Annotated in this window: 25 protein-coding genes; 15 read left to right on the forward strand and 10 right to left on the reverse strand. The window is 41.4% G+C overall.

Annotated features, from left to right (window positions below):
* Nucleotides 1-3: 3 nt before the first annotated feature.
* From hcp to B5F08_RS11140, 3 genes are read right to left on the reverse strand one after another with little or no spacing between them, the layout of a single operon-like run.
* The gene (hcp, locus tag B5F08_RS11130) at nt 4-1,599 is read right to left on the reverse strand and encodes a hydroxylamine reductase (RefSeq protein ID WP_204245197.1); all 1,596 of its coding nucleotides are present in this window, start codon (nt 1,597-1,599) and stop codon (nt 4-6) included.
* Between the two features lie 37 nt (nt 1,600-1,636).
* A complete protein-coding gene (locus B5F08_RS11135) occupies nt 1,637-1,978 on the reverse strand; it encodes a cupin domain-containing protein (RefSeq protein ID WP_204245198.1) in 342 nt (113 codons plus the stop codon).
* A gap of 12 nt (nt 1,979-1,990) precedes the next feature.
* A complete protein-coding gene (locus B5F08_RS11140; protein WP_087379366.1) occupies nt 1,991-2,704 on the reverse strand; it encodes a 4Fe-4S binding protein in 714 nt (237 codons plus the stop codon).
* 110 nt (nt 2,705-2,814) lie between these two features.
* On the opposite strand from B5F08_RS11140, the gene B5F08_RS11145 reads away from it, so the two are divergent.
* From B5F08_RS11145 to B5F08_RS11210, 14 genes are all read left to right on the forward strand, one after another.
* Nucleotides 2,815-3,474 carry a Crp/Fnr family transcriptional regulator gene (locus B5F08_RS11145; protein WP_087379369.1) on the forward strand — a complete coding sequence of 220 codons (660 nt, stop codon included), beginning with the start codon at nt 2,815-2,817 and terminating at the stop codon, nt 3,472-3,474.
* A gap of 154 nt (nt 3,475-3,628) precedes the next feature.
* Nucleotides 3,629-4,504 (forward strand): L,D-transpeptidase family protein, encoded by an 876-nt coding sequence (locus B5F08_RS13565; RefSeq protein WP_242968441.1) that lies wholly within the window; start codon nt 3,629-3,631, stop codon nt 4,502-4,504.
* A gap of 107 nt (nt 4,505-4,611) precedes the next feature.
* Nucleotides 4,612-6,507 (forward strand): fructose-1,6-bisphosphatase, encoded by a 1,896-nt coding sequence (locus tag B5F08_RS11155; RefSeq protein ID WP_087379372.1) that lies wholly within the window; start codon nt 4,612-4,614, stop codon nt 6,505-6,507.
* 40 nt (nt 6,508-6,547) lie between these two features.
* Entirely contained in the window at nt 6,548-7,165 is a 618-nt protein-coding gene (locus tag B5F08_RS11160) for a hypothetical protein (RefSeq protein WP_087379375.1), read from the forward strand.
* A 24-nt stretch (nt 7,166-7,189) separates the two neighbouring features.
* Nucleotides 7,190-7,855 carry a hypothetical protein gene (locus tag B5F08_RS11165; RefSeq protein ID WP_087379378.1) on the forward strand — a complete coding sequence of 222 codons (666 nt, stop codon included), beginning with the start codon at nt 7,190-7,192 and terminating at the stop codon, nt 7,853-7,855.
* Between the two features lie 63 nt (nt 7,856-7,918).
* Nucleotides 7,919-8,590, forward strand: coding sequence for a hypothetical protein (locus tag B5F08_RS11170; protein WP_087379381.1), 672 nt, complete (start codon nt 7,919-7,921; stop codon nt 8,588-8,590).
* Between the two features lie 580 nt (nt 8,591-9,170).
* Nucleotides 9,171-9,941, forward strand: a complete 771-nt coding sequence (locus B5F08_RS11175) for a DeoR/GlpR family DNA-binding transcription regulator (RefSeq protein ID WP_087379384.1) — start codon at nt 9,171-9,173, stop codon at nt 9,939-9,941.
* Nucleotides 9,919-10,845 carry a 1-phosphofructokinase gene (gene pfkB / locus B5F08_RS11180; protein WP_087379387.1) on the forward strand — a complete coding sequence of 309 codons (927 nt, stop codon included), beginning with the start codon at nt 9,919-9,921 and terminating at the stop codon, nt 10,843-10,845. Before B5F08_RS11175 ends, pfkB begins: the two co-directional genes overlap by 23 nt.
* 61 nt (nt 10,846-10,906) lie before the next feature.
* Nucleotides 10,907-12,928: a PTS fructose transporter subunit IIABC gene (locus B5F08_RS11185; protein ID WP_087379389.1), complete on the forward strand. Its 2,022-nt coding sequence runs from the start codon at nt 10,907-10,909 to the stop codon at nt 12,926-12,928.
* A gap of 55 nt (nt 12,929-12,983) precedes the next feature.
* Nucleotides 12,984-13,241 (forward strand): HPr family phosphocarrier protein, encoded by a 258-nt coding sequence (locus B5F08_RS11190; RefSeq protein ID WP_087379392.1) that lies wholly within the window; start codon nt 12,984-12,986, stop codon nt 13,239-13,241.
* Between the two features lie 170 nt (nt 13,242-13,411).
* Nucleotides 13,412-13,801 carry a Fur family transcriptional regulator gene (locus B5F08_RS11195; protein ID WP_087379395.1) on the forward strand — a complete coding sequence of 130 codons (390 nt, stop codon included), beginning with the start codon at nt 13,412-13,414 and terminating at the stop codon, nt 13,799-13,801.
* A gap of 68 nt (nt 13,802-13,869) precedes the next feature.
* Nucleotides 13,870-14,439: a 6-pyruvoyl trahydropterin synthase family protein gene (locus tag B5F08_RS11200; protein WP_087379398.1), complete on the forward strand. Its 570-nt coding sequence runs from the start codon at nt 13,870-13,872 to the stop codon at nt 14,437-14,439.
* Nucleotides 14,440-14,593: 154 nt separating this feature from the next.
* On the forward strand, nt 14,594-16,000 hold the full coding sequence (locus B5F08_RS11205) for an AAA family ATPase (RefSeq protein WP_087379401.1): 1,407 nt from the start codon (nt 14,594-14,596) through the stop codon (nt 15,998-16,000).
* On the forward strand, nt 15,984-16,682 hold the full coding sequence (locus B5F08_RS11210; protein WP_087379404.1) for a hypothetical protein: 699 nt from the start codon (nt 15,984-15,986) through the stop codon (nt 16,680-16,682). Before B5F08_RS11205 ends, B5F08_RS11210 begins: the two co-directional genes overlap by 17 nt.
* Before the next feature lie 46 nt (nt 16,683-16,728).
* On the opposite strand, the gene B5F08_RS11215 is transcribed toward B5F08_RS11210, so the two are convergent.
* The 7 genes from B5F08_RS11215 to B5F08_RS11245 form a co-directional block, all read right to left on the reverse strand.
* On the reverse strand, nt 16,729-17,529 hold the full coding sequence (locus B5F08_RS11215) for an ABC transporter permease subunit (protein ID WP_087379407.1): 801 nt from the start codon (nt 17,527-17,529) through the stop codon (nt 16,729-16,731).
* Entirely contained in the window at nt 17,519-18,340 is an 822-nt protein-coding gene (locus tag B5F08_RS11220) for an ABC transporter ATP-binding protein (RefSeq protein ID WP_087379411.1), read from the reverse strand. The genes B5F08_RS11215 and B5F08_RS11220 overlap by 11 nt, the downstream gene beginning before the upstream one ends.
* An 87-nt stretch (nt 18,341-18,427) precedes the next feature.
* The gene (locus B5F08_RS11225) at nt 18,428-18,850 is read right to left on the reverse strand and encodes an amino acid-binding protein (RefSeq protein ID WP_087379414.1); all 423 of its coding nucleotides are present in this window, start codon (nt 18,848-18,850) and stop codon (nt 18,428-18,430) included.
* Nucleotides 18,851-18,906: 56 nt separating this feature from the next.
* Nucleotides 18,907-20,205 (reverse strand): phenylacetate--CoA ligase family protein, encoded by a 1,299-nt coding sequence (locus B5F08_RS11230; RefSeq protein WP_087379417.1) that lies wholly within the window; start codon nt 20,203-20,205, stop codon nt 18,907-18,909.
* A 44-nt stretch (nt 20,206-20,249) separates the two neighbouring features.
* Nucleotides 20,250-20,816 (reverse strand): indolepyruvate oxidoreductase subunit beta, encoded by a 567-nt coding sequence (locus tag B5F08_RS11235; protein ID WP_087379420.1) that lies wholly within the window; start codon nt 20,814-20,816, stop codon nt 20,250-20,252.
* A 1-nt stretch (nt 20,817) separates the two neighbouring features.
* On the reverse strand, nt 20,818-22,566 hold the full coding sequence (iorA, locus tag B5F08_RS11240; RefSeq protein ID WP_087379423.1) for an indolepyruvate ferredoxin oxidoreductase subunit alpha: 1,749 nt from the start codon (nt 22,564-22,566) through the stop codon (nt 20,818-20,820).
* A gap of 2 nt (nt 22,567-22,568) precedes the next feature.
* Nucleotides 22,569-23,879 (reverse strand): phenylacetate--CoA ligase family protein, encoded by a 1,311-nt coding sequence (locus B5F08_RS11245; RefSeq protein WP_087379426.1) that lies wholly within the window; start codon nt 23,877-23,879, stop codon nt 22,569-22,571.
* Between the two features lie 468 nt (nt 23,880-24,347).
* Here B5F08_RS11245 and B5F08_RS11250 point away from each other — a divergent pair, with 468 nt between their 5' ends.
* Nucleotides 24,348-25,058 (forward strand): hypothetical protein, encoded by a 711-nt coding sequence (locus B5F08_RS11250; protein ID WP_087379429.1) that lies wholly within the window; start codon nt 24,348-24,350, stop codon nt 25,056-25,058.
* Nucleotides 25,059-25,150 lie beyond the last annotated feature (92 nt).

Genomic DNA, 25,150 nt, shown 5'->3' on the forward strand with positions numbered 1-25,150 from the left:
ATATTACTTATTTAAAATAGCTTTTAAATCTTCCTCAGGTGTGGTTATAGGGGCGATGTTGTAGTTTTCTACAAGGAAGTTCAGAACATTTGGTGAAACAAAGGCCGGGAGTGTCGGGCCTAAGCGGATGTTTTTAATTCCAAGATAAAGCAGTGTGAGAAGAATACATACAGCCTTCTGCTCGTACCATGAAAGAACAAGTGAGAGAGGAAGTTCGTTTACACCACAGTTAAAGGCTTCTGCAAGGGCAATTGCTACCTTGATTGCGCTGTAGGCGTCGTTGCACTGTCCCATATCCATAATGCGTGGAAGCCCCTCTATTGTGCCGAGGTCAAGGTCGTTAAATCTGTATTTACCGCAGGCCAAGGTGAGAACTACTGTGTCCGCAGGTGTGTTCTTTACAAAATCTGTGTAGTAATTGCGTCCTGTCTTTGCTCCGTCACAGCCTCCTACAAGGAAGAAGTGCTTTATTTTTCCTGCTTTTACTGCCTCGATAACCTTATCAGCAACGCTTAAAACTGTTCCGTGGCCGAAACCGGTCATAACTGTGCTGCCGCCGTTTATTCCGGTAAACTTTCTGTCCTCCGGATAGCCTCCAAGCTCAAGGGCTTTTTCAATTACAGGTGTAAAGTCCTTGTCCTCGCCGATGTGTACAAGCTCAGGATATGAAACAACCTCTGTTGTGAAAACTCTGTCCTTGTAGCTGTCCTTAACAGGCATGAGGCAGTTGGTTGTGAAAAGCACAGGAGCCGGAATGTTGTCAAACTCCTTTTGCTGGTTCTGCCATGCTGTGCCGAAGTTTCCCTTTAAGTGGCTGTACTTTTTGAGGAGAGGGTAAGCGTGGGCAGGGAGCATCTCGCCGTGGGTGTAGATGTTTATGCCTTTGCCTTCGGTTTGCTCCAAAAGCTTTTTAAGGTCGTAAAGGTCGTGACCTGAAATTACAATAAATGGACCCTTTTCAACGGTGAGGGGAACAAGTGTGGGAACAGGAGTTCCGAAGCTTTCTGTATTTGCTTTGTCCAAAAGCTCCATGCACTCAAGGTTTACTTCACCGGTTTCCATAACTATTGGGAGAAGCTCCTCCATGCCGTAGTCCTGTGAAAGACTGAACAGAGCCTTGTAGAAGAAGTTGTTTACCTTTTCGCTGGTAAAGCCTAAAACATAGGCGTGATAAGCGTATGCCGCCATACCTCTTATTCCGAAGAGGATAAGTGATTTAAGAGAACGGATGTCCTCGTCTGCATTCCATATATTTGAAAGAGGATAATCCTCTGTACTTTCACAGCGGGAAGCGCATCCGGCACAGCCCGGAGCGGCAAATTTTTTCTCATTGTGAACCTGATTGATAAGGTCATTAAGTGTTTTTTCGTTAAAGCTTACATTTGTTACTGTTGTGAAAAGTCCCTCTAAAATAAGCCTGTCGGAATTTTCTGTTTTTCCGTTGTTCATGCAGGCTTTGGCAAGACCTATAAGAGCGGCTGTTAAATCGTCCTGAAGATTTGCAACAGGAGCTGATTTTCCGCAGACACCTGCAGAGCCTTTGCAGCCTGTACATCCGGCTGTTTGTTCACACTGAAAGCAAAACATTTTATTAGTCATGATTTTCTCCTTTTTCTAGTTGATATGTTGATATTTTTTACTTTTCTACGGGAAATATTACAGTTAAAAGCATTTTAAAAGCTTCTTGTGCAAAAACCGCATGTGGTTTTTGTGCCGGCATAACCAGCGTTTCGCCTGATGAAACAAAGTATTCCTTGCCGTCAACGGTGAATTTTCCCTGTCCCTCCAAAACAGTTACCATTGCGTCGCCTTTTGACTCGTGGGTGCTTATCTCTTCACCCTTTGAAAATGCGAAGAGTGTAAGGCTTACAAAATTGTTTTGTGCAAGAGTTTTGCTGACAATCTGTCCTGGCTGGGCAGATATTTCCTTTGCAAGACTCAAAACCTCTTCGTGATTGATATTTTTAATATAGCTCATAATTTCCTCCTGTTATATGTCCAGTATTCTTCCGTCTGTGGAGATTGTGACAACCTGCCATGGAATAAACTTTCCGCTGTTCTTTAAAGCGGTGACTGCGGCATGCTCAATTCCTCCGCAGCAGGGAACCTCCATTCTCACAACTGTGACGCTTCTTATGTCGTTGTTTGCAATAATCTGTGTGAGCTTTTCAGAATAGTCAACTGCGTCCAGCTTCGGACATCCTATCAATGTGATTTTTCCTTTTATAAATTCCTCGTGGAAGTTTGCATATGCATAAGCGGTGCAGTCTGCGGCAATAAGAAGCTTTGCTCCGCTGAAATAAGGTGCGTTTATTGGCGCAAGCTTTATCTGTACAGGCCACTGCTGAAGTCTGCTGACAGGTACAGTTTTTGCAGAAAAGCTTTCTGTTTCGGAAATATTTTCTCTGTTAAAAGCTTTTGCCTGACTGCCGGGACAGCCGCAGGGAATTTTTGCCTTTTGTGCTTTCTTTTCCATATTGGCTTTTACAGCCTGTTCATCATATGCGGCGGCTTCACGTTCTACAAAGGTTATTGCTCCTGTGGGACAGGTGGGCAGACAGTCGCCCAAACCGTCGCAGTAATCGTCACGCAAAAGCTTTGCCTTTCCGTTTACCATGCCGATAGCACCTTCGTGACAAGCCTTGGCGCAGGCTCCGCATCCGTTGCATTTTTCTTCATCTATATTTATTATTCTTCTAATCATAGTAATCTGCCTCCTGTTTAGTTTTCGATTTTCTGTTGAGTTTATGACTGAATTATAGTACAATCAGAAAATAAAGTCTGTTGTAATTCCAACAAAGGAGATTTTTTAAAATGGAAAAATATTTTGAAGCTATTAAGAGATGTCCAATCTTTGCCGATATATCATCAGAGGAAATAAAAGCAATGCTCAACTGTTTGCAGGGTAAAAAAGAAAGCTACGAAAAAGGAAGCTGTATTTTGCAGATAGGCGATAAGCTGGAAGCTGTGGGTTTGCTGTTATCGGGAAAAGGAATGATAGTTCAGGAGGATTTCTGGGGTAATAGAAATATCCTTTCGGAGATTTTGCCTGGGCATATTTTCGGCGAGGCTTTTGCCTGCTCGCCGGGTTCGGTTTTAAATGTCAGCGTTTTTGCTGAAAAGGAAAGTGAGGTGCTTTGGCTCAGCGTCGGAAGAATACTTACCACCTGTCCCACCGCCTGCCCTCATCACAGCAGAATGATAAGAAATCTCCTTTCAGATTTGGCAGAAAAAAATCTGCGTTTAAATGAAAAGCTCACCCATATGGGACAGAGAAAGACAAGGGAAAAGCTAATGTCCTATTTGTCGTCCCAAGCTCAAAAATCCGGAAAATCCCAATTTGAAATACCCTTTAACAGACAGCAGCTTGCAGACTACCTTTCAGTAGAGAGAAGCGCCATGTCCTTGGAGCTGAGTAAGCTTAAATCCGAGGGGATAATTGATTTTGATAAAAATAGTTTTAAACTATTATAATTATATTGAATGATAAATCTATAATACATTATATAAATTTTATTAGCGGATAGTAAGGAGAAAGGAATGCTGTCCGCTTTTTTAATTGTAATTTATATTTTTATGTGATAAAATTAAGTAAAAATAATCGATTATTCAAAAATGAGGAGCAGAAATGAGTAAGAAAGAAAAAATAAAGTTAATTTCCGTGGTTGCGGCTTGTTTTATAGTGGTTTTGATAACACTTATAGTTGTATTTTCTCCAAAATCTGACGATGATTTCACATCTGCGCCAACCGCTGACACAAGCGAAGCTAAAGTTACAACAGAGGAGCTTACAACCGAAACATCCACAACCGAAGAGGAAACAACTGAGCCGGAAACAGAGGAGATATCTTCAGAGGAAACATCATCGGAAACAGCGGAAAGCACGGAAGTACAGCAGGTTTCTCAGCCTGAGGAGTTTATAAGACTTATGAGCAAGTGCGGAATTGATATCAACATGGTGGATTGCCGCCAGCTTGTGGTGGTGGAGTCCTCGGGAAACGAAGCGGTTGTGTCATTTTATGAAAAACAGGACAGCGGTCTGTGGCAGGACACAGGACTTACTGTTTCCGGATGGGTAGGTGTAAACGGAGTTGACGAGAAATCCCAGGAGGGAGATGGAAAAACTCCTTATGGACTTTTTTCAGTTGGAGAGGCTTTTTATATAGGAGAAGAGCCTGAAACAGGACTTAACAGCTTTCAGGTAACGGAAAACACCTACTGGGTTGATGACCCACAATCTGTGTATTACAACCAAAAGGTAGAGGGAACGGAAAATAAGGACTGGAACAGTGCCGAGCATATGATAAGCTATTACCAAAGCTATAAGTATGGATTTGTTGTAAACTTCAATATGGACCCTATTGTTCCGGGAAAAGGCTCTGCAATATTTTTCCACTGCGGAACTGCGCCAACTGCCGGATGTGTGGCTGTGCCGGAAAGCAGTGTGCTGAGCTATCTTGAAAGACTGGACAAAAATAAAAATCCTTATATATTGCTTATGTGAAAAAGCTCGTTTTATAAATAATTATTAAAAATTTCTTAATCTTTTGGCAGAACTCTTGACAGCTATTCCGGGAAATATTTATAATACTTATAAGGAAGGTGATAAATATGGAAAAGGAATGGTCACCGGAAAAAAGATATTATCTAAATCTTTTGGCGGAGAAATACCCGTCCATGCAGAATGTGTGGACAGAAATAATAAATTTACAGGCTATAATGAACCTGCCCAAGGGCACAGAGCATTTTATGAGCGACCTCCACGGAGAGTACGAAGCATTTACTCAGATACTCAACAACTGTTCGGGGGTTATCAGAGAAAAGGTAAATATGCTTTTTGAAAATACCCTGAGTTCCTTTGAGAGAAACGAGCTTTGCACACTTATCTACTATCCGGAACAGAAGCTTTCACAGCTTCATGAAAGCGGAAAAATTTCCGACGGCTGGTATCAGACAACATTGCAGGAGCTTACAGACTTGGCAAAGCTTTTGTCATCAAAGTACACTCGCTCTAAGGTGAGAAAGGCAATGCCTCAGGCATACAGCTATATAATAGACGAGCTTTTGCATGCCCAGCCTGATGAGGACAACAACCAGCTTTTGTATCATCAGAAGATAATAGACACACTTATCCGTGTGGGAAGCGGCGATTCATTTATATGCGCTTTGTCAGACCTTATAAAAAGGCTGGCTGTTGACCTTTTGCACATAGTAGGAGATGTTTTCGACAGAGGCCCAAGACCTGACAGTATTCTTGATATGCTTTTCAAGTACCACAATGTGGATATAGAATGGGGAAACCATGACATACTGTGGATGGGAGCGGCGTCAGGCAACAAAGCCTGTATCGCCACTGTAGTGAGAAACAGTCTTTCCTATGGAAACACCCAGGTGCTTGAAAGCGGCTACGGAATAAGTTTGCGACCCTTGTATCTTTTTGCGGAGCATACTTACCCGGGAGATGTAAACAGTGCCGCAAGGAAAGCGATTTCCGTTATCCTCTTTAAGCTTGAGGGAAATATAATTATGAATCATCCGGAATACTGTATGGATGAACAGCTTTTGCTTCATAAGATGAACTTAAATTCCGGAACAATAGAGATTGACGGAAAAATTTACGAGCTTAACGACACGTTTTTCCCAACGCTTGATTTTGAAAATCCTTACGAGCTTACAGAAGAGGAAAAGGAAATAATAGAGGATTTGAAGCAGTCATTTACCGAAAGCGAAAGACTGAACCGTCATATTGAATTTTTGTACAAAAAGGGAAGCATGTACCGCTGCTGTAACGGAAATCTTCTTTACCACGGCTGTATACCAATTGATAGCGACGGAAACTTTGACAGCATAGAGCTGGAAGGCGGAAGATACTGGGGAAAATCCTATATGGATTACGCAGACAGAGCCGCAAGAAGAGCGTTTTTACAGAAAGATGATGAAAATGCAGTGGATTTCATGTGGTATCTGTGGTGCGGAGAGAAATCCCCCCTTTCGGGAAGAAGAATAAAAACTTTCCAGAGAATGTTTTTAAACGACAAAACAGCATGGGAAGAACCACGCAACCCTTATTACGAGTTTTATAAGGAAGAGGCGGTCTGCAAAATGATTTTGAGGGAGTTCGGACTTTTCGGAGAAAACTGCCACATAATCAACGGACATACGCCTATAAAGGTTTCAAAGGGCGAAAGCCCTATAAAAGCCAACGGCAGGCTTATTGTAATTGACGGAGGTTTCTGCAAGGCTTATCAGAAAACCACCGGAATTGCGGGATATACATTGATATTTAATTCCCACGGTCTTAGACTGATGTCGCACCAGCCGTTCAGCAGTATAGAAAAGGTTTTAAATGACAACGAGGATATTGAGTCCCAGTCAGAAATATTTGAAACAGAGAAAAAGAGGGTAATGGTAGGCGACACCGACACGGGAGTTATAATAAAAGAAAAAATTGCCCAGCTTGAGCAGATTTTGGAGCTGTACAGGCAGGGAAAAAGGTTCCCTTTATAAAATTTAGGGAAAGAAAAGCTAAGTAAAGGAGGTATGGACAATGAAAAAGATAATTGCGGTTATGCTCTGTGTTTGTGTGCTGGCTTTTGCCGGATGCTCAAATACGGAGAAAACAACGGACAATGACACAGCGGCTCAGGGTGCTAAATACCTTGAAAAAGAGGGCATTGCCCCATATGACCTTTCCGATGGCGAGGAGTATATTCTAAATGTTATGAATATCAAAAAGGATGCATTGCTTGTTTCCTACAACGCCACAGAGAATTCAAAAATGCTCATGGTAAGAGTATACAACCTCAATGACGGTCAATGGGACGAAACAGGAAATCTTGCTTTTGTGATTGCAGATGACAATAAGCAGGGAACAATTTCAATTATGGAAAAGGACAATTATGTTTTGGAGTTGTCCACAATTTCCGCATCTACAAAAAGTGAAATGATTGATGATGATAACGAGTACGTTCAAAGTCAAAAAGTGGTTATCAATGATTTTCAAAATATAGAATTAAACAAGGAAATACCGGTTGCCATATATATAAACGACAGCGATACAGCCGGTGTACCCATTGAACTCAGCGAATTTTCCGATCCAGCAAACTTTGAGGGAATAGATTTGGTTCGAGCTGTGACCTTTGAGTTTATGGACGAAACGCTCTGATATCAGAGAAAAGAGGTGTCAGCTATGAATAAAAAGATACTTTCATTAGTGTTTTGCATATGCTTGTTTATATCTGTTTTTGCAGGCTGTACCAATGAGAATAGGGATAATGAAACCGATGAACCTGAAACAAAAACATCTTCTGACGTGACAGAACCCGTTGAAAATGAAAATAACCAGCTTCAGTCCTACGGTTTGACTCCTTATGAACCTACACAGGAAGAAAGCGAACTTATGAGGGTTTTGCATCGTGGAGCAATATTATTTTCCTATAATGTTCCCGATGAAGCAAAGGCCATCAATATAAAGGTTTATTCCTATAACGGAAGCGAATGGGAAAAAACACACGATTCAGGTTTCGGGCTGACAGATGAGGAGGATAAAAGCGGAAGAATAGCGGTTTCCGTCAATGATGACTATACCATAAGAGTTACAGGTAACCGTTTTCTGTCAACCTCAGACCCGCCTTTCATGTTAAAGGATAAAATAAATTCCGGAAGCCGCCAGTCACTTCAGGAAACCTGGGAATATGAACCAAATAAGGAGATACCGCTGTATATGGCCATGGGAAAAGAAGACGGTGTGCTGATTGACTATAATATGTCTGATTTCCCAAGCACTGAAAAACTTGAAAATGTCGGCTATATAGAAATTATGACCATAGAATTTCCCGGAGAAATCGTATTGTAAAATCAGTGAAAAACTATAAGGTTTTAGTCTGATTTTTTGAACGGAAAAAGGAGGAAATAAGCTATGAATAAAAGATTATTATCATTATTGATTTGTTTGTGCTTGTTTATATCTGTTTTTGCAGGCTGTTCAGATGAAGATACGAAAAAGGAAACTGAAGAAACTACAAATGAAATTACCTCTGAAACAAGCGGAAAAACAGAACCGGTGGTAGAGAGAGGAACCTTAAAATCCTTTGGAATAGTTCCCGATGATTATGTGTCATTTAGCGCAAAGATGTTTGATATTTTGGGACTTGATACAAAAGAGGATATTTATGTATACAATGTACCTCAGGAAGCGAAAGTTATATATATAGAAGCCTATTCCTTTGACGGAAGCGGATGGAAAAATGTTTGGGATTCCGGAGCAGGCATAACAGCCCCGTCACATATGAGCGGAGAAATCGCCATTGAAATAAAAAAGGACTATTCTCTGAAAATATCAGGTGATTACTTTAGTTCAACAACAAAACCTTTAACGTTGTCTGAAAATATTGAGAACGTCACAGTTTTAAAGCTTGATGATTTTTGGGAGTTTGAGCTGGACAAGGAAGTACCCGTATATATGATTTTAGCGGACGAAGAGAAAAATGAGTTTTCATATAATCTGGAGGATTATCCGAGTACGGAAAATCTTGACGGAGTAGATATTGCCCAGGTTTTAACCATTGAGTTTTCAAGCGAACCACTCTAAAATTTAATAAGTTTTTTACGGAGCAGGCGGAGAAATCCGCTTGCTTTTTTGTTTGTAACGGTGATGTGACTGAAAATGAAAGATAAATTAAATTTTTGACCGTTTTCAAGTGAGGAGATTAAAAGTGTTTAATTATTAGTTGAATTTTTAGAAAATAAAATTATTTATATTTAAAGTGGCGAATATTATATTTTATACAGAAAAAAGTTGTTAGTTTGACACGCAATAGTTATCTGGAATAAAAGTATATGATATTGCAGAAGTAAAAAGGCAAATTTGCGTCGGTTATGATTGGCGGAAACATTGAAAACGGTCATGAAAATCAAAAACAATCATTATTTTATGCGAAAAAATGACATATACGCTCGAAATAAAGGGGTACAGGTCGTATTTATTAAAAATAAATATGGATAAATAGCTATTTTGTTTGATAATGATACATATTTTTATTAAATATGCACAAAAAATCGGGTGAAAGATTGTAACTGATTTTGAACGAACTTGCTTGACTTGAAGATTTTACCGTGCTAAAATATATACAACAACAAGGGAGAACAAAGTACAAAGGAGGCGAGATTTTATGCTGACACAGGAACGGCACGAAGAAATATGCAGAATAGTTAATGATAAAAAGGCAGTAACTGTTACAGAATTGGTGAAATTGCTGGGAAGCAGTGAGTCAACCATAAGACGTGATTTGAATTATCTTCACGATAAGGGAAAAATTAAAAAGGTTCACGGCGGAGCTACAAGCCTTATCAACAATTACACAACCAGAGAAGATACGGTTGATGAAAAAGCTCTTCTTCATATGGAAGAAAAAGAAAAAATCGGACGATATGCGGCAAGTTTGATTGAACCGGGAGAGCTTATATATATAGATGCAGGAACAACAACAGGATGTTTGGTTTCAAATATTAAAGATAAAGATTGTATTTATGTTACAAACGGCATAAGCCATGCAAAGCTGTTAGGACAAATGGGATGCAGGGTTTTTGTAATTCCGGGAACAATAAGAGGATGCACGGAAGCCATTATCGGAGGAGAAGCCAACGACTATTTGATGCGTTATAATTTTACAAAAGGCTTTTTCGGAGTGAACGGCATAAGTCTTGAAAACGGACTTACAACTCCCGACCCGGACGAGGCACGTACAAAAACGGCGGCAATGTCAAGATGCAAACAGTGTTACGTTTTGGCTGACTCTTCAAAATTCAGAATTGTTACAGCCGTAACATTTGGCCAGCCGGAGGACGCAAGAATTATTACAACTACACTGGAAGAAAAACAATTCAAACTAAAAACTGAAATTGTGGAGGTTGATCAGTATGATTTATACAGTCACATTTAATCCGTCACTGGACTACATAGTAAGAGTTGACGACTGGAATCAAGGAGAGGTTGTAAGAACCGCAGGAGAGCAGATTTTCCCGGGCGGCAAAGGCGTAAATGTTTCCATAGTTATGCAGAACTTAGGTTTTTCCACAAAGGCTTTGGGATTTAAAGCAGGATTTACCGGTGAAGCTTTGGAGCAGATGCTCAGACAGTATGGCTGCGAAACAATGCTTATACCTATTGACAATGGTTTTACAAGAATCAATGTAAAGCTTAAATGCCCAAACGAGGAGAAAGAAAAGAGAGAAACAGATATAAACGGACAGGGTCCGAATATCTCAAAGGAACATATAGATAAGCTTTTCTCCGAGCTTGACAAAATAGAAGAGGGCGACGTGCTTGTGCTTGCAGGAAGTATTCCAAACACATTGCCTGAGGATATTTATCAGCAGATAATGGCAAGAATGGTCGGTAAAAATATTAAGATTGCCGTAGACGCTACAAAGGATTTGCTTTTGAATGTTTTACAGTACAATCCTTTCCTTATAAAGCCCAACAACCACGAGCTGGGAGAAATGTTTGGCGTAAAGATTACAAACACAGGGGACATAGTTACCTATGCCAAGAAGCTTCAGGAAATGGGAGCGAGAAACGTACTTGTTTCAATGGCAGGAGACGGCGCACTGCTTTTAACAGAAGACGGAGATATATATCAGAGCTTGCCGCCTAAGGGCAAGGTTGTAAATTCCGTTGGCGCAGGCGACTCAATGGTAAGCGGATTTATGGCAGGATACCTCAACACAGGGGATTATATGGAGGCTTTGAAAATGGGTCTTTGCACAGGTTCTGCCACAGCTTTCAAGGATTGGCTTGCAACCAAAGAGGATGTAATGAAGATTTACAATGAATTTAATCTTTGATTTTGTATCTTAACAGCGTGACGCTGTTGCAATATATAGAAAAATGAAAAGGAGAATGGTTATGCGTATTACAGATTTACTCTCACCTAAGGGTATTGACCTGAATGCGAAAGTTTCCACAAAAGAACAAGCCATAGATAAGCTTGTATCATTGATGGATGCAACCGGCAAAGTAAATGACGTAGAAGTTTACAAGCAGGCAGTAATCAAAAGAGAAGAGGAAGGCACAACCGCCATGGGCGAGGGAGTTGCAATTCCTCATGCAAAAACATCAGCGGTAAGTGCACCTGGTCTTGCGGCAATGGTAGTACCATCCGGCTGTGATTATGACACACCGGACGGAGAACCGGCAAAGTTGTTTTTCCTTATTGCGGCGCCAAACACAAAAGACAATGTTCATCTTGACGTTTTGGCACAGCTTTCAATCCTTCTTATGGATGACGATTTCAGAACAAACCTTATGAATGCAAAGTCCGTTAAGGAATTTCTTCAGATAATCGACGACGCCGAAAGCGATAAAAAGGCTGAGGTTAAAGAGGAAAGCGCAGACGGATACGCAGTATTGGCAGTTACCGCATGTCCTACAGGTATCGCTCATACATATATGGCTGCCGAGGCTTTGGAGCAGGCAGGAAAGAAGCTGAATGTTGCAATAAAAGTTGAAACAGACGGCTCAGGCGGAGCAAAAAATGTTCTCACAGCCGAAGAAATTAAAAAAGCAAAATGCATCATCCTTGCAACCGATACAAAGGTTCCTACAGCCCGTTTTGAAGGCAAAAAGGTTATTCAGGTAAAGGTTGCCGACGGTATTCATAAAGCGGAAGAGCTTGTAACAAGAGCCAACAACGGCGAAGGTGAAATCTTCCACGAGGCAGGCAGCAGCAAGGCAAAGGCAGAAGAAGAGGAAAAAGGCGGAGTAGGTCACCAGATTTACAAGCACCTTATGAGCGGCGTTAGCCACATGCTTCCTTTCGTTATAGGCGGCGGTATTCTTACAGCTCTTGCATTCCTTGTTGATACAATCTGCGGCTACGGCGGCGCAGCTTCCGGAAGCTTCGGTTCTATCACACCTCTTGCAGCATTCTTTAAGACAGTAGGCGGCCTTGCAATGGGACTTATGGTTCCGGTTTTGGCAGGCTATATCGCATATTCAATCGCTGACCGTCCCGGACTTGCTCCAGGTTTTGTAGGCGGACTTATTGCAGCAAACGGAAACGCAGTTATGAACTTTGAAGGCGCAGAGGGTTTCCAGGGCTTCATCGCTCAGTTTGCTTTCGGAAATACAGGTAACACAGTTTCAGGCTTCCTCGGAGGTCTTGCAGCAGGATTTATCGCAGGCTTTATAGTTTTGGGACTTGAAAAGCTTTGCGCAAAGTTCCCGCCGTCACTTGAAGGTATTAAACCTACACTTATTTATCCTCTTGTAGGAATTTTTGCAATTGGCGTACTTATGTACTTTATCTTTAACCCGATTATTGGTATAATAAATACAGCCCTCAGCAATATGCTTCTTGCAATATCCGGCGCAGGAATGATGGTTGTACTTGGACTTATCCTTGGAGCTATGATGGCTATAGATATGGGTGGTCCTATCAATAAGGCGGCTTATGTATTCGGTACAATGTGCCTCGGTATGGCTGCAACAGCAGACGCAGCTGCTGCAAACGATTATTACATGATTATGGCAGCTATCATGGTAGGCGGTATGGTACCACCGGTAGGTATTGCTCTTGCAACCACATTCTTCCCAAATAGATTTACAAAGGCAGAGAGAAACTCAACAGTTTCCAACTATCTTATGGGCGCATCATTCATCACAGAAGGCGCAATCCCATTTGCAGCATCCGACCCGATTCACGTAATTCCGGCAACAGCAGCAGGTGCCGCAGTAGCAGGCTTCCTTTCAACACTCTTTGGCTGCACACTTATGGCTCCTCACGGCGGTGTATTCGTATTCGCAACAGTCGGCAATCCGCTTATGTACATTGTATCTTGGCTTGTAGGAAGCGTTGTAACAATGCTGCTGCTTGCAGTGCTCAAAAAACCACGTCCTGAGTACGCAGCAGAAAAGGCAGGAAAATAATTTATGTTCAAAAACTGAACAAACGTAATTCTACCAAGAAAAGGAGACAATCAAAATGAAAAGTTTTAGCTACGTAATCACAGACGCAGAAGGAATCCACGCTCGCCCGGCAGGATTGCTTGTAAGACAGGCAGCAAAGTATCAAAGCGCTATTAAAATCGAAAAAGGCGGAAAGTCAGGAGACGCAAAAAGAATTTTTGCAGTAATGGGTCTTGCAGCAAAGCAGGGCGAGACAGTTACAATCTCCGCTGACGGCCCTGACGAGGATACAGCAATCGCTGAACTCGAGGCTTTCATGAAAGAAAATCTGTAAACACCTCATATTAAATAATATAAAACCCCAAAGAGACGCTCCGGCACATGTGCCGGAGCGTTTTTTGTGAAAAAAGTAGAAAGTGAAATAATTCCTGTTTTTAGTTGACAGATGGGATTTATTGTGATATATTATTTAATAGTAAAGATTATTAATAAGGAATGATTATTATGATTAAGCGAAACACTATTCAGCGTGCTATGGTTTTGGATGCTGTAAATAAGTTGAAGTGTCACGCTACTGCGGATGAGGTATATCAAATAGTTGTGAATGAACACCCGAATATAAGCAAAGGAACAGTATACAGAAATCTGAACCAGCTTGCCGAAATGGGAGAGATAAGAAAAATCGAAGTTCCCGGCAATGCGGACAGATTTGACCACAGATGCCACGACCACTATCACGCCAGGTGTCTGAAATGCGGTAAGGTTTTTGATGTGGAAATGGACTACATAAAAGACCTTGAAAAGCAAATAAAGGACGCTCACGGATTTCAGTTCAGCGGACACGACCTTATGTTTAAAGGTATTTGTCCGGATTGTCAGAAAAAAGAAAAGTGATACATGGCTGTTTATAAATGCGTATGCGGGCGCATAAACCCGTAAATAATTTATTAGGAGATGATTTTATGAGAAGTATTACAACATTGGACCTTCAGTATGCACACAGATTTTATGGATTTAAGGGTGAAGCTCAGTATCTTCACGGACACACAGGTGTTTTGACTATAGAGGTAGAGGACACAGTAGAACCGGGCGTTAACATGGTTTTCCCATGTAATGAAATTCAGAAAACAGCATGGGACGTGCTTAAAAACTTTGACCACGCATTGATTTTGAGAGAAGATGACCCGCTTCTTCCGGCTGTACTTGATGTATATGAGAAGCAGGGAATCCGCAACGGAGCTCCTCAGAACACAATGGTTGGAGCAGCATTTAAGACAGAGCTTGCAACTGCTTATCCTGAGTGCAGACTGGTTGTAACAAAGGAAACCTTGACAGTTGAAGGCATGATTAAGATTGTTTATGATTTGCTCAAAGATAAGCTTAACATTGCAAAAATCACATTCACAAGCGGCGTAAATGCGGCTTCTGCTGAATTTACAACAAAGAATAAGATTGACCGCTGTCCTCTCTGCGGAATCGCTCTTGATGAAAACGGAGTATGCCCTAAGTGCGGATACAGAAAACAGAAGTAAAAAGTTAATATAAATGAAGAAAGGGACGTCTTAGGGCGTTCCTTTTGTTTTGTGTAGAGATTTTTATCCGTTGACACCTGAAAAAATTGAGTATATAATTTAATAAATTGATTATATTTTTATATAAGTGTATGGCGAAGATTTACGACGGGAGATGAAGCAGTTGCAGGGAGATATGAATTGCAGGCTCAGCAAAATCGAGCTTAGAAACTTTAAAAATACGGAATACGGTATTGTGGAGATGCCCTCTTTTGCCAATAAGGAATATTTTTCCCGCAGTGCCGATATTTTGGGGATTTACGGTCAAAACGGTTCGGGAAAGACTGCGGTTGTGGAGTGCATTTCCATACTGAAAAATCTTCTTGAGGGCAAGACCCTTCCGGCAAACGTGAAAAATTATATTGCCCAAACCAGTGAAACCTGCCAGCTGAGAATTTGGTTTACCGTGGAATTTAACGGAGAAAAAAGCCTTTTGGAATATAAGGTGGAGCTGGGAGAAATTTCAAAGGAGCAGACGGGAATAATCACCGAAGAGCTTTTCGCTTCCGAGTACAGCGGCAAAAGCTTTAAAAGAAAAAAGCTTATTATAGGCTACAGCTCCGAAAAGGGAAAATCCTTTGTCACACCGGATAAATTATATAAAGACCTTGTAAAGCTCAGAGAAGAAAGTTCTGTGGATATGATGGTAGCTAGAAGAATTACCCAGCGTGAGGGTGTTTCATTTATTTTCGGCGACGATATGAACCGTGTTTTTGAACTTTCAAAGGATGTTTTAGGTGTGTGCAGCGGAGTTATCAAAGCTTTAAGAGATTACGCCGCATATGACCTTTTTGTTATTTCAAATGTAAGGGAATCCCACGACCACAATATCTGCCTGATACCTGTGCTGTCGGGAGCTGAGGACAAAAAGGAAGAGAGCAGAAAGTATTTTGTTCCCGTTGACGAGCCATTTGTTTTGGAAAAAAGCAAGTTTGTATTTTTTGAAAATATACTTAAAAAAATGAACACCGTTATATGTACAATAATTCCAGGCCTTAACATAGACATCCACAGCTTCGGGGAACAGCTTATGGAAAACGGCAAGGAGGGAGTAAAGGTTCAGCTTGTGTCAAAAAGGGGAGATGTGACAATTCCCCTTAAATATGAATCGGAGGGTATTATAAAAATAATATCCCTGCTTAACCTGCTTATGTGCGTGTACAATAATCCCTTTATGTGCCTTGTGGCAGATGAGCTGGACGCAGGAATATATGAATATCTGTTGGGAGAGCTTCTCTCTGTTTTCCGCAGAGGGGCAAAGGGTCAGCTTTTGTTTACCTCACACAATCTGAGAGCCTTGGAAATGCTTGATAAAACCAGCGTGATTTTTTCAACAGTAAATCCGGAAAACAGGTATATACGCCTTAAAAATGTGAGAAATTCAAACCTCAGGGACATATATCTGAGAAGCATTATACTTGGCGGACAGGATGAAGAGATTTACGACGAAACCGACGCAATAGAGATGGGAAGAGCTTTCAGAAGCGCAGGAAAGGCGGTGCGCAGTGAAGAACAAAACTAAAAAGGTCATACTTTTCATAGTTGAAGGCCCTACGGATGCGGATACATTAAGTCCGGTTCTGAAAAAAATATTCAAGCCCGGTGATATACATTTTCATGTAGTTCACGGGGATATAACAACAGTAAAAAAATCCTCATACGACGCCGTTATGAAGCGGCTGTCTTCACAGATTACAGAAGAGATGAAGAGATACCGCTTTACCAAAAAGGACGTGGTGAGGATTATACATATAGTTGACACCGACGGAGCTTTTGTGTCCTCGGAAAATGTGGTTTTCAAAGATACTCACCATATCGAATACGGAAAAGACCATATTTATACGGATAATCCGGTGAGTATCATAGGCAGAAACCGTCAGAAATCAATGTCCTTAAGAGAGTTAAGCTATGCTGCAACTGTGGGAGGAATACCCTATTCAGTCCATTATTTTTCAAGGAATATTGAACATGTTATGCACAACCAGCAGGGAAATCTCACCAGCGACCAGAAGATGTATTATGCCGACGAGTTTGTAAAGATTTACGGAAACTCACCGGAAAGGTTCTTAAAATTCATTTACTCAAAGGATTTTGCGGTTTCGGGAAACTACAGGGAAACCTGGGATTTTATAATGGAGGACTGCAATTCCCTCCACCGACATTCAAACCTCCATTTGATTTTTTCATTTTGCGATATAAAATAAAGCGACCTTTTACGTCAGAAACAAAACTGATGTAAAAGGTCATTTTTTAAATATTCATATCTTTTTTTGTAAAGATGATTACCGAAGCTGCGCTTAGAATAATACATCCGGCAAGAAGAATGAATGGGGCATAAACCGCAAAGCTGTCGCCGGCAATAATTTTTTCCGGTGAAAACAAGGTAAAATAAGTGGTATATTTTATCTTTTCAAGGTTGCCGCCCATGTTTGCCATCATCTGGAGAACATACATCAAAACATTTACTCCTGCGCCTACGCCCAAACTGTATTTTGTATCGTTAAAAATACAGGAGGAGAGAAAGCAAATTGAAGCCATGAAAAGCTGTAAAAACAGCAGTGAGAGATTTAAGTAAATTAAATCAGAGGCTATGTTTTCCTGAGGATACATTATTTTACAGCAGATAAGCTGTAAAACCGTTACGTATAAAATCAGAAAGAATACTCCTGAATACAGCACGGACATTTGAGTAAAAGCGATAGTTTTTCTTTTTACCGGAGCCGCCATAAGTGCTGACATTGAACCTCTGTCCACATATTTTGCGATAAGTCCGTTTGCCCTTATAATAGCATAGACCATAGGGAAAATCAGCAAAATCATTCCGTAAAGATAGGAGGACATGAAGCCCAAAAGGGTAGCAGTGTTTCCGTTCATGCCGAAAGCCGCCATCATTTCGGAAAAAAGCTCTGTAAACTCCTTTAGAACCTCTTCCATTTCCGGATTATACATTCCGGTTATCATTGTTACGTATAGTGTAAGTATTGCGATAAAAATCACAATAAGCTTTAGGGAGGACTTTATTTCTCTGAAATATAATGTTTTATTTATCATTTTTTCCGCCTCCGTAATACTGTAGGAATATTTCCTCAAGGGATTGTCTTGCGGTAACCTCAACGGTGTTTCCTTTTTGTATGCCGGAAAAATCCCTTGCAAAATCTTCGGCTGTCTTTTCGTTTTCAAGAGTAACTGTGTATTTCTTGACATGTCTGTTGCGCAGTTCTTCCGTCGAGTCGGTTGCAGCCAGTTTTCCGTCTTTGATTATTGAAATCCTGTCGCAGGTTTTTTCCACCTCTTCAAAAATATGGCTGGAAATAAAAATAGTTTTTCCCTTGGACTTTTCCCTTTGAATAAGCTCAATAAATCTTTTCTGCATAATAGGGTCAAGTCCGCTGGTGGGTTCGTCCAGAATAAGCACCTGAGGGTCGTGCATAAAAGCGGAAACAATTCCCACCTTTTGCTTCATGCCTATGCTCATTTTCTTGATTTTTCCCTTAGGGTCAAGATCAAACATTTCGAGAAGAGATTTTTTAAGGCTTCCGTTTTTTATTTTGCGGTATTTTTCCATAAAGTTTAAATAATCAATGCCTGTCATGTCGTCGAAAAAATTTATTTCTCCCGGAATATAACCCACAAACTCCTGTATTTTACACCGCTCATGGAAGCAGTCAAAGCCATTTATACAGCATTTTCCCGAATTAGGTTTAATAAATCCCATGAGATGTCTTATGGTTGTGGTTTTACCGGCACCGTTTGGCCCTAAAAAGCCGAAGATTTCACTTTCCTTAACAGACATTGAAATATCAAAAATTCCCTTGTTGTTTCCGTAGTCATGGGTTAGATTTTCAATTTCTATAATATTCATAGGCGCACCCTCCTTGCAGATAAATTTTTATAAAAATATAAGGTAATTCTGAATGCCAGAATTACCTTATTATTTTATGTAATAAAATTATTCGCACATGTCCTCATAGCTGTAAAGCTCAAGACCACCGGCTGTAATTGCTTTTGCGGCAGCCTCTCCGTCGGAAGCCTTTACAATCATGGCAACTCTGTTTGCAGAAGCCAAAGCGTACATATACTCAATATTAAGACCTTTGCTGCAAAGAATGTGTGTCATCTTGTGAAGCTCGCCAACCTTGTCCTGAAGCTTAACTGCGATAACGTCTGTAAGCATTGCGGAAAAGCCCTTATCTCTCAGTGCGTCCTTTGCGGTTTCCGGATTGGAAACAATCATTCTCAACATACCGTATTCTGTTGTGTCAGCCATGCTGAGAGAGAGAATGTTTACTTTTTCCTGTACGAGAGCTTCTGTAACCTCTTCCAGTCTGCCCTGACGGTTTTCGATAAATACGGATAACTGTTTAATAAACATAGTTCTACCTGCCTTTCTTATATAGTAATATAAATAAAACTTCTGTTTATATTTTATCAGTTGTACTTTCTGTTGTCAATTACGTGTTGACTCTTGCCCATGCTTCTTTCGATGCTCTTAGGCTCAACAAGCTTAACCTTAACCGCAAGACCGATAGCCTGCTTGATAACCTCTGTAATTTTATTTGTGAGATTTTCAAGCTCTCTGATTTCGTCGGAGAAGAATCTCTCTTCAACCTCAACTCTAACCTCAAGTGTATCGAGATTGTTTACACGGTCAACAATGAGCAGATAGTGAGGTGTAGTGCCGCCCATTTCAAGCAATGCAGCTTCAATCTGGCTTGGGAATACGTTAACGCCTCTGATAATAAGCATGTCGTCGGTTCTGCCTGTAAATCTTGCGATTCTTGCGGTAGTTCTTCCGCACTGACAAGGCTTGTGAGTGATGCTTGTAAGGTCTTTTGTTCTGTAACGGATAAGAGGAATACCCTCTTTTGTAAGGGTTGAAATAACAAGCTCGCCGGTCATGCCGTCACGGAGAGGCTTGAGGGTTTTCTGGTCAACAATTTCAGGAAGGAAGTGGTCTTCATGAATATGAAGTCCTGAATGGAATTGACAGTCTGTTGCAACGCCCGGGCCCATAATTTCGCTCAAGCCGTAAATATCGTGAGCATGAATTCCCAGCATGTTTTCAATCTGAGAACGCATTTTCTCTGTCCAAGGCTCTGCGCCGTTTATTGAAGCTTTAAGCTTTATTTTGTCACGAACACCCATCTCGTTGATTGTTTCAGCGATGTGAAGCAGATATGACGGTGTGCACATAATGCCTGTAACGCCGAAGTCAATCATCATGTTGATAAGCTTCTTTGTGTTTCCTGTTGACATTGGTACAACAGTTGCGCCCAGCTTTTCTGCGCCGTAGTGAGCACCCAAACCGCCTGTGAACAAACCGTAGCCGTATGCGATTTGAATAATGTCGTTTTGACCTAATCCTGCCATTGTGATACAGCGGGCAACGCACTCGCTCCATGTTTCGATATCACGTCTTGTGTATCCTACAACAGTTGCCTTTCCTGTTGTGCCGCTGGATGCGTGAATTCTGGTAATCTGTGAATTAGGAACGGCAAATAATCCGAAAGGATAGGTGTCACGCAGGTCGTCCTTTGTGGTAAAAGGCAGTTTGTCCAAGTCTTCGATGCCCTTAATATCGCCCGGTTCAAGTCCCAGAGCCTGCATCTTTTTTCTGTAGTATTCAACGCTGTGATATACTCTGTCAACCAGCTTTCTAAGTCTGGCGCTTTGCAGGTTAGTCATTTCGTCCCTGCTCATACATTCTTTTGTTTCATTCCAGATCATATGGTCAGCAACCCTTCCTTATAATATTTATGCTTTTATATTTATTAAAGATTGTAGCCTATTTCAAAGGCTTTTTTATTTATTTCAATGGTCTTAGGAGGAACTGTGGTTTCAATAACATCAAGCCAATCCTCTTTGTCAAAGCCCATGTACTTTGCGGCGGCGCCCAAAACAATTACGTTAAATGTACGAGGTGCGCCCAGCTTCTTTGCTTCCTCTGTAGCTTCAACAACAATGGTGTTTCTCTTTTCCTTGAGTGTGCGAATTATATTTTCAGGATACTGAGCAACACCTGTAACAACTGTAATAGGGTCTATTCTCCAGTCATTTACAATAACGGAACCGTCCTTTTTAAGGAAATGAATATAGCGGAGAGCTTCCAAACGCTCGAAAGCAATCAAAACATCTGCCTGACCCTCTTCAACGATAGGTTCTGCAACATTGTCGCCGTAGCGTACAAAAGTAACAACGCTTCCGCCTCTCTGTGCCATTCCGTGAACCTCGGAAAGCTTTACGTCATAGCCTGCACGTGTTGCAAGCTTGCCTAAAATTCGGCTGGTGAGAAGTGTTCCCTGTCCGCCTACTCCGACTATCATAATATTCTTTGTCATATTATTCACCAACCTTTACCTGCTCTATAGCTGAGAATTTGCAAAGCTGCATGCAAAGTCCGCAGCCGTTGCACATTGTTTCGTCAATGGAGATTGTGCCGTCCTCGTTCTTTGTAAGGGCAGGACAACCCGGTTTTAAACATGCTCCGCACTTTTTACACTTGTCGGAAACAGGTCTGCACTTGAATGGGAACTTAACGCCCTTGAGAAGTGCGCATGGAGCTTTTGTAATGATAACTGATACAGCCTCTCTTGCTGTTTCTCTCTTGATAACCTCTTCAAGCTCTTTCTGATTGAATGCGTCAACCTCGTAAACATTTTCAATACCCAAAGATTTGCAGAGATTGTAAATATTTATTGCAGGAACAGTTTCGCCCTTGAGTGTCTTTCCTGTAGCGGCGTGGTCCTGATGACCGGTCATTCCTGTTGTGGAGTTGTCAAGGATAATAACTGTGCCTGTGGACTGGTTGTAAACCATGTTTACAAGGGAGTTGATACCTGTGTGCATAAAGGTGGAGTCACCGATAACTGCAACCCAGTTGCGGATGTAATCCTTGCCCTTTGCCTTTTCCATACCGTGGAGTGTGCTGATACTTGCGCCCATGCATATTGTTGTGTCGATAACGGAAAGAGGAGCAACTGCGCCCAATGTGTAACATCCGATGTCGCCTGCGCCGTGGATTTTAAGCTTTTTAAGCACGGTGAACACACTTCTGTGTGGACATCCCGGACATAGAATCGGAGGTCTCGGAGGAACCTGTGCAGGCTTGTCTGCGTCTGTAGGCTCGCCTAAAACCTTTTCTCTAATCATTTCTGCGTTGTACTCGCCCTGGACAGTGAATATCTCTTTACCCACTGCCTTTGAAATTCCCCATGCTTTTACCTGCTCTTCGATAACAGGCTCAAGCTCTTCAAATATGTAAAGCTTATCAACCTTAGAAGCGAACTCCTCAATAAGCTTTTTAGGAAGAGGATTTACAAGACCAAGCTTCAAAACAGAAGCGTTTGGCATTGCCTCTTTTACATACTGATATGGTATACCGCTTGTGATAAAGCCAACTGAAAGGTCGTTGTATTCAACCTTGTTGATAGGCATTGTGTTGGCGTCCTCAGCCATTCTTTTAAGTCTGTCCTCAACAAACAGATGACGCTTAATAGCGTTGCCCGGCATCATAACAAACTTTGCAGCGTCACGCTCGTAAGCGATATCCTCAGGCTCTACACGCTCCTGAAGCTCAACAAGTCCCTGTGAGTGGGAAAGTCTTGTGGTGCTTCTCAAAATAATAGGTGTGTCATATTTTTCGCTGAGGTCAAATGCGTACTTCATGAACTCCTTTGCCTCTGCGCTGTCGGAAGGCTCTACAACAGGAACCATAGCGGCTCTTGCCACCATACGGCTGTCCTGCTCGTTCTGGGAGCTGTACATTCCAGGGTCATCTGCGGCAACAAGAACAAGTCCGCCCTTAACGCCTGTGTATGCGGCTGTGTAAAGCGGGTCAGCCGCTACGTTTACGCCAACGTGCTTCATTGCGCACATGGAGCGAACACCTGCAATAGATGCGCCCAGAGCAACTTCCATTGCAACCTTTTCGTTTGGAGCCCATTCTGCGTAAACCTCATCATATTTAACTACATTTTCGCTTACCTCTGTGCTTGGTGTTCCCGGATATGCGGAAGATACCTTTACACCTGCTTCGTAAGCGCCTCTTGCTATGGCTTCATTGCCAAGTAAAATTTTCTTCTCAGCCACTTTTATATTCCATCCTTTCGTAAATCAGTTACTCTCTTTGCTTTTCCTTCAAATCTTTGCAGTGTATTCGGTGATACAAGCTGGATTTTACAGTCAAGACCCAGCATCATGTGAAGTTTCTTCTTGATCTTATCTTCAAGCTCTTCCAAAGCGGCATAGGAGTCCATCATGCCCTCTGCGGCAACCTCAACCTTAACGGTGAGTATGTCGGAGTGGTCTTTTCTTTCAACCACAATTTCGTAGTTTGGTCCTATTCCGTCTGTATTTATCAAAACTTCCTCAATCTGGCTTGGGAATACGTTAACGCCTCTTATCTTCAGCATGTCGTCTGTACGTCCTGAGAGATTTTCCATTCTTGCAGTGGTTCTTCCGCAGGCACATGGCTCGTACATAAGTCTTGTGATATCTCTTGTGCGGTAACGGATAAGTGGCAGAGCTTCCTTTGTGATACATGTAACAACAAGCTCACCCTTTTCACCCGGTGCTAAAACCTCTCCGGTATTTGGATCTATAACCTCGGCGATGAAGTGGTCTTCATTTATGTGCATACCGTTAAGCTCAAGACATTCTCCGGAAACGCCGGGACCTATAAGCTCGCTCATGCCGTAGTTCTGGGTAAGGTTTACATCCTCGCCCCAAACCTTGTAAAGCTCTTTTCTCATGGCCTCTGTCATAAGCTCAGAGCCCAAAAGCAGAGTTTTAATCTGTAAATCTTTCTTTATATCTATGCCTATCTGCTGAGCAACCTCGGCAATTCTCATGGCGTATGATGGAGTTGCAACCAAAAGGGTAGTGCCGAAATCCTTCATGTACATAAGCTGTTTTTCTGTGTTTCCGGTTGAAGAGGGAACAATGGTTGCGCCCACCTTCTCAAGACCGTTGTGTAGACCCAAAGCGCCGGTGAACATTCCGTAGCCGAAGCAAATCTGAGCTACGTCCTCATCAGTAGCGCCGCCGGCAACGGCAAGTCTTGCCACACATTCCTTCCATATATCAAGGTCGTGGTCTGTATAACCTACAACTGTGGGCTTTCCTGTAGTGCCGCTGGATGCATGAATTCTTCTGAGTTCCTTTTTAGGTACGGTAAACAGACCATAAGGATAATTATCTCTCATGTCCTGCTTTGTGGTAAAAGGCAGTTTTTGAATATCTTTAAGTGTTACGATGTCCTCAGGTGTAACACCTGCCTCTTCCATTTTGGCACGGTAAGCGGGAACTTTTTCGTAAACACGTTTTACTGTTTTTTTAAGTCGTTCCAGCTGGATTTTTTCAATCTCATCTCTGGACAGGGTTTCTTCTTTTGCCCATATCATAATAATTTACCTCCTCGTTACTGCGTTTATATAAGGAAAAGCTCTCTTTGTTCCTTTAAAGCGGTATCAAACCGTCGCAGTACAGTGCATGAAGCTATTATATCACTTTTTTCCCACTTTGTCTTGTGTTTTTTAGATAATTTTACAAAAAAATTCTGAAATCTTCGTTTTTTTTGATATATGAAAGAATTTTAATTTATTGAATTTTCTTTAATATATATTTTATTCTGATATTAGTAATTTTATAGGATTTAGCGAAATATCACGCTTAATATTTATACCGAGAAAGCAAAGTATACCCATATAAAATTACTTAATTTGATATTATATCGTTTACAGCGGTGTGTTTTTCTGTTATATTTAGTATACTATATATAAGTAAAGTTGTCCCATGAGTTTGCTCATAAGGCATCTTTGATTATGATATAATAAGGATATTCACGTTTTTGTGATTGGAGAACAGAAAATATGAAAAGCTTTTCCATTAAAATTGCCGACACAGTCATAAAAATAACACCGGTATATTCTCAGATTTTTGAGATGTGCAGGGATTATTTGACAGATGAAGAACCTCTTTTTGAGGTTGAAACAAATGAAAAGGACTTTGAAAGGGAAAAAGCCATGGCTGACGGAGAATACAGCCTAAGCTATCTTGAAACACTGGCGGTGTACCGTAAAATTGTCACAAGGCTTGTTTTTTCCGATATACTGTTGGTTCACGGCTCCGCTATAGCCGTTGACGGAAAAGCATATCTTTTCACAGCTCCCAGCGGCACGGGAAAATCAACACATACAAGAATGTGGCGTGAATATTTTAAGGAAAGAGCAGTAATGGTCAACGATGATAAGCCCCTTGCACGCTTTAAAAAAGACGGCGTATTTATTTACGGAACGCCTTGGAACGGAAAGCATAGACTGGGAAACAACATCTGCGTACCCTTAAAAGGCGTGTGTATCCTTGAAAGGGCAAAGGAAAACAGCATTTCGAGGATAAGCAAAAAAGAAGCCTATCCCACATTGCTTTCCCAGATTTACAGACCCATTGAAAACGGTGAAGCCATGATAAAGACCTTACAGCTTGCAGATAAATTTATGGAGCTTCCTCTCTACCGCTTGGGATGCAACATATCCCAAGATGCGGCAATAACAGCCTATGAGGGGATGAAAGACCAACTATAAAAAGTCAATAGGAAAAATAAAAAAATAACGAATAAGGGATGAAAAAATATGCAAGACAAAAAGACCTGAACAAAAAGTCCAAGTCGATGGAT

The sequence above is a fragment of the Anaeromassilibacillus sp. An172 genome, assembly GCF_002160515.1.
Taxonomy (GTDB): Bacteria; Bacillota; Clostridia; order Oscillospirales; family Acutalibacteraceae; genus Limousia; species Limousia pullorum.

Coding starts and splice junctions, on each gene's coding strand:
- B5F08_RS11175 (WP_087379384.1), top strand. CDS start 9,171: ATGCTGACACAGGAACGGCACGAAGAAATATGCAGAATAGTTAATGAT.
- B5F08_RS11135 (WP_204245198.1), bottom strand. CDS start 1,978: ATGAGCTATATTAAAAATATCAATCACGAAGAGGTTTTGAGTCTTGCA.
- B5F08_RS11140 (WP_087379366.1), bottom strand. CDS start 2,704: ATGATTAGAAGAATAATAAATATAGATGAAGAAAAATGCAACGGATGC.
- B5F08_RS11225 (WP_087379414.1), bottom strand. CDS start 18,850: ATGTTTATTAAACAGTTATCCGTATTTATCGAAAACCGTCAGGGCAGA.
- B5F08_RS11155 (WP_087379372.1), top strand. CDS start 4,612: ATGGAAAAGGAATGGTCACCGGAAAAAAGATATTATCTAAATCTTTTG.
- B5F08_RS11165 (WP_087379378.1), top strand. CDS start 7,190: ATGAATAAAAAGATACTTTCATTAGTGTTTTGCATATGCTTGTTTATA.
- B5F08_RS11220 (WP_087379411.1), bottom strand. CDS start 18,340: ATGAATATTATAGAAATTGAAAATCTAACCCATGACTACGGAAACAAC.
- B5F08_RS11145 (WP_087379369.1), top strand. CDS start 2,815: ATGGAAAAATATTTTGAAGCTATTAAGAGATGTCCAATCTTTGCCGAT.
- B5F08_RS11190 (WP_087379392.1), top strand. CDS start 12,984: ATGAAAAGTTTTAGCTACGTAATCACAGACGCAGAAGGAATCCACGCT.
- B5F08_RS11205 (WP_087379401.1), top strand. CDS start 14,594: ATGAAGCAGTTGCAGGGAGATATGAATTGCAGGCTCAGCAAAATCGAG.
- B5F08_RS11200 (WP_087379398.1), top strand. CDS start 13,870: ATGAGAAGTATTACAACATTGGACCTTCAGTATGCACACAGATTTTAT.
- B5F08_RS13565 (WP_242968441.1), top strand. CDS start 3,629: ATGAGTAAGAAAGAAAAAATAAAGTTAATTTCCGTGGTTGCGGCTTGT.
- B5F08_RS11185 (WP_087379389.1), top strand. CDS start 10,907: ATGCGTATTACAGATTTACTCTCACCTAAGGGTATTGACCTGAATGCG.
- B5F08_RS11230 (WP_087379417.1), bottom strand. CDS start 20,205: ATGATCTGGAATGAAACAAAAGAATGTATGAGCAGGGACGAAATGACT.
- hcp (WP_204245197.1), bottom strand. CDS start 1,599: ATGACTAATAAAATGTTTTGCTTTCAGTGTGAACAAACAGCCGGATGT.
- B5F08_RS11215 (WP_087379407.1), bottom strand. CDS start 17,529: ATGATAAATAAAACATTATATTTCAGAGAAATAAAGTCCTCCCTAAAG.
- B5F08_RS11160 (WP_087379375.1), top strand. CDS start 6,548: ATGAAAAAGATAATTGCGGTTATGCTCTGTGTTTGTGTGCTGGCTTTT.
- B5F08_RS11235 (WP_087379420.1), bottom strand. CDS start 20,816: ATGACAAAGAATATTATGATAGTCGGAGTAGGCGGACAGGGAACACTT.
- B5F08_RS11250 (WP_087379429.1), top strand. CDS start 24,348: ATGAAAAGCTTTTCCATTAAAATTGCCGACACAGTCATAAAAATAACA.
- pfkB (WP_087379387.1), top strand. CDS start 9,919: ATGATTTATACAGTCACATTTAATCCGTCACTGGACTACATAGTAAGA.
- B5F08_RS11195 (WP_087379395.1), top strand. CDS start 13,412: ATGATTAAGCGAAACACTATTCAGCGTGCTATGGTTTTGGATGCTGTA.
- B5F08_RS11170 (WP_087379381.1), top strand. CDS start 7,919: ATGAATAAAAGATTATTATCATTATTGATTTGTTTGTGCTTGTTTATA.
- B5F08_RS11245 (WP_087379426.1), bottom strand. CDS start 23,879: ATGATATGGGCAAAAGAAGAAACCCTGTCCAGAGATGAGATTGAAAAA.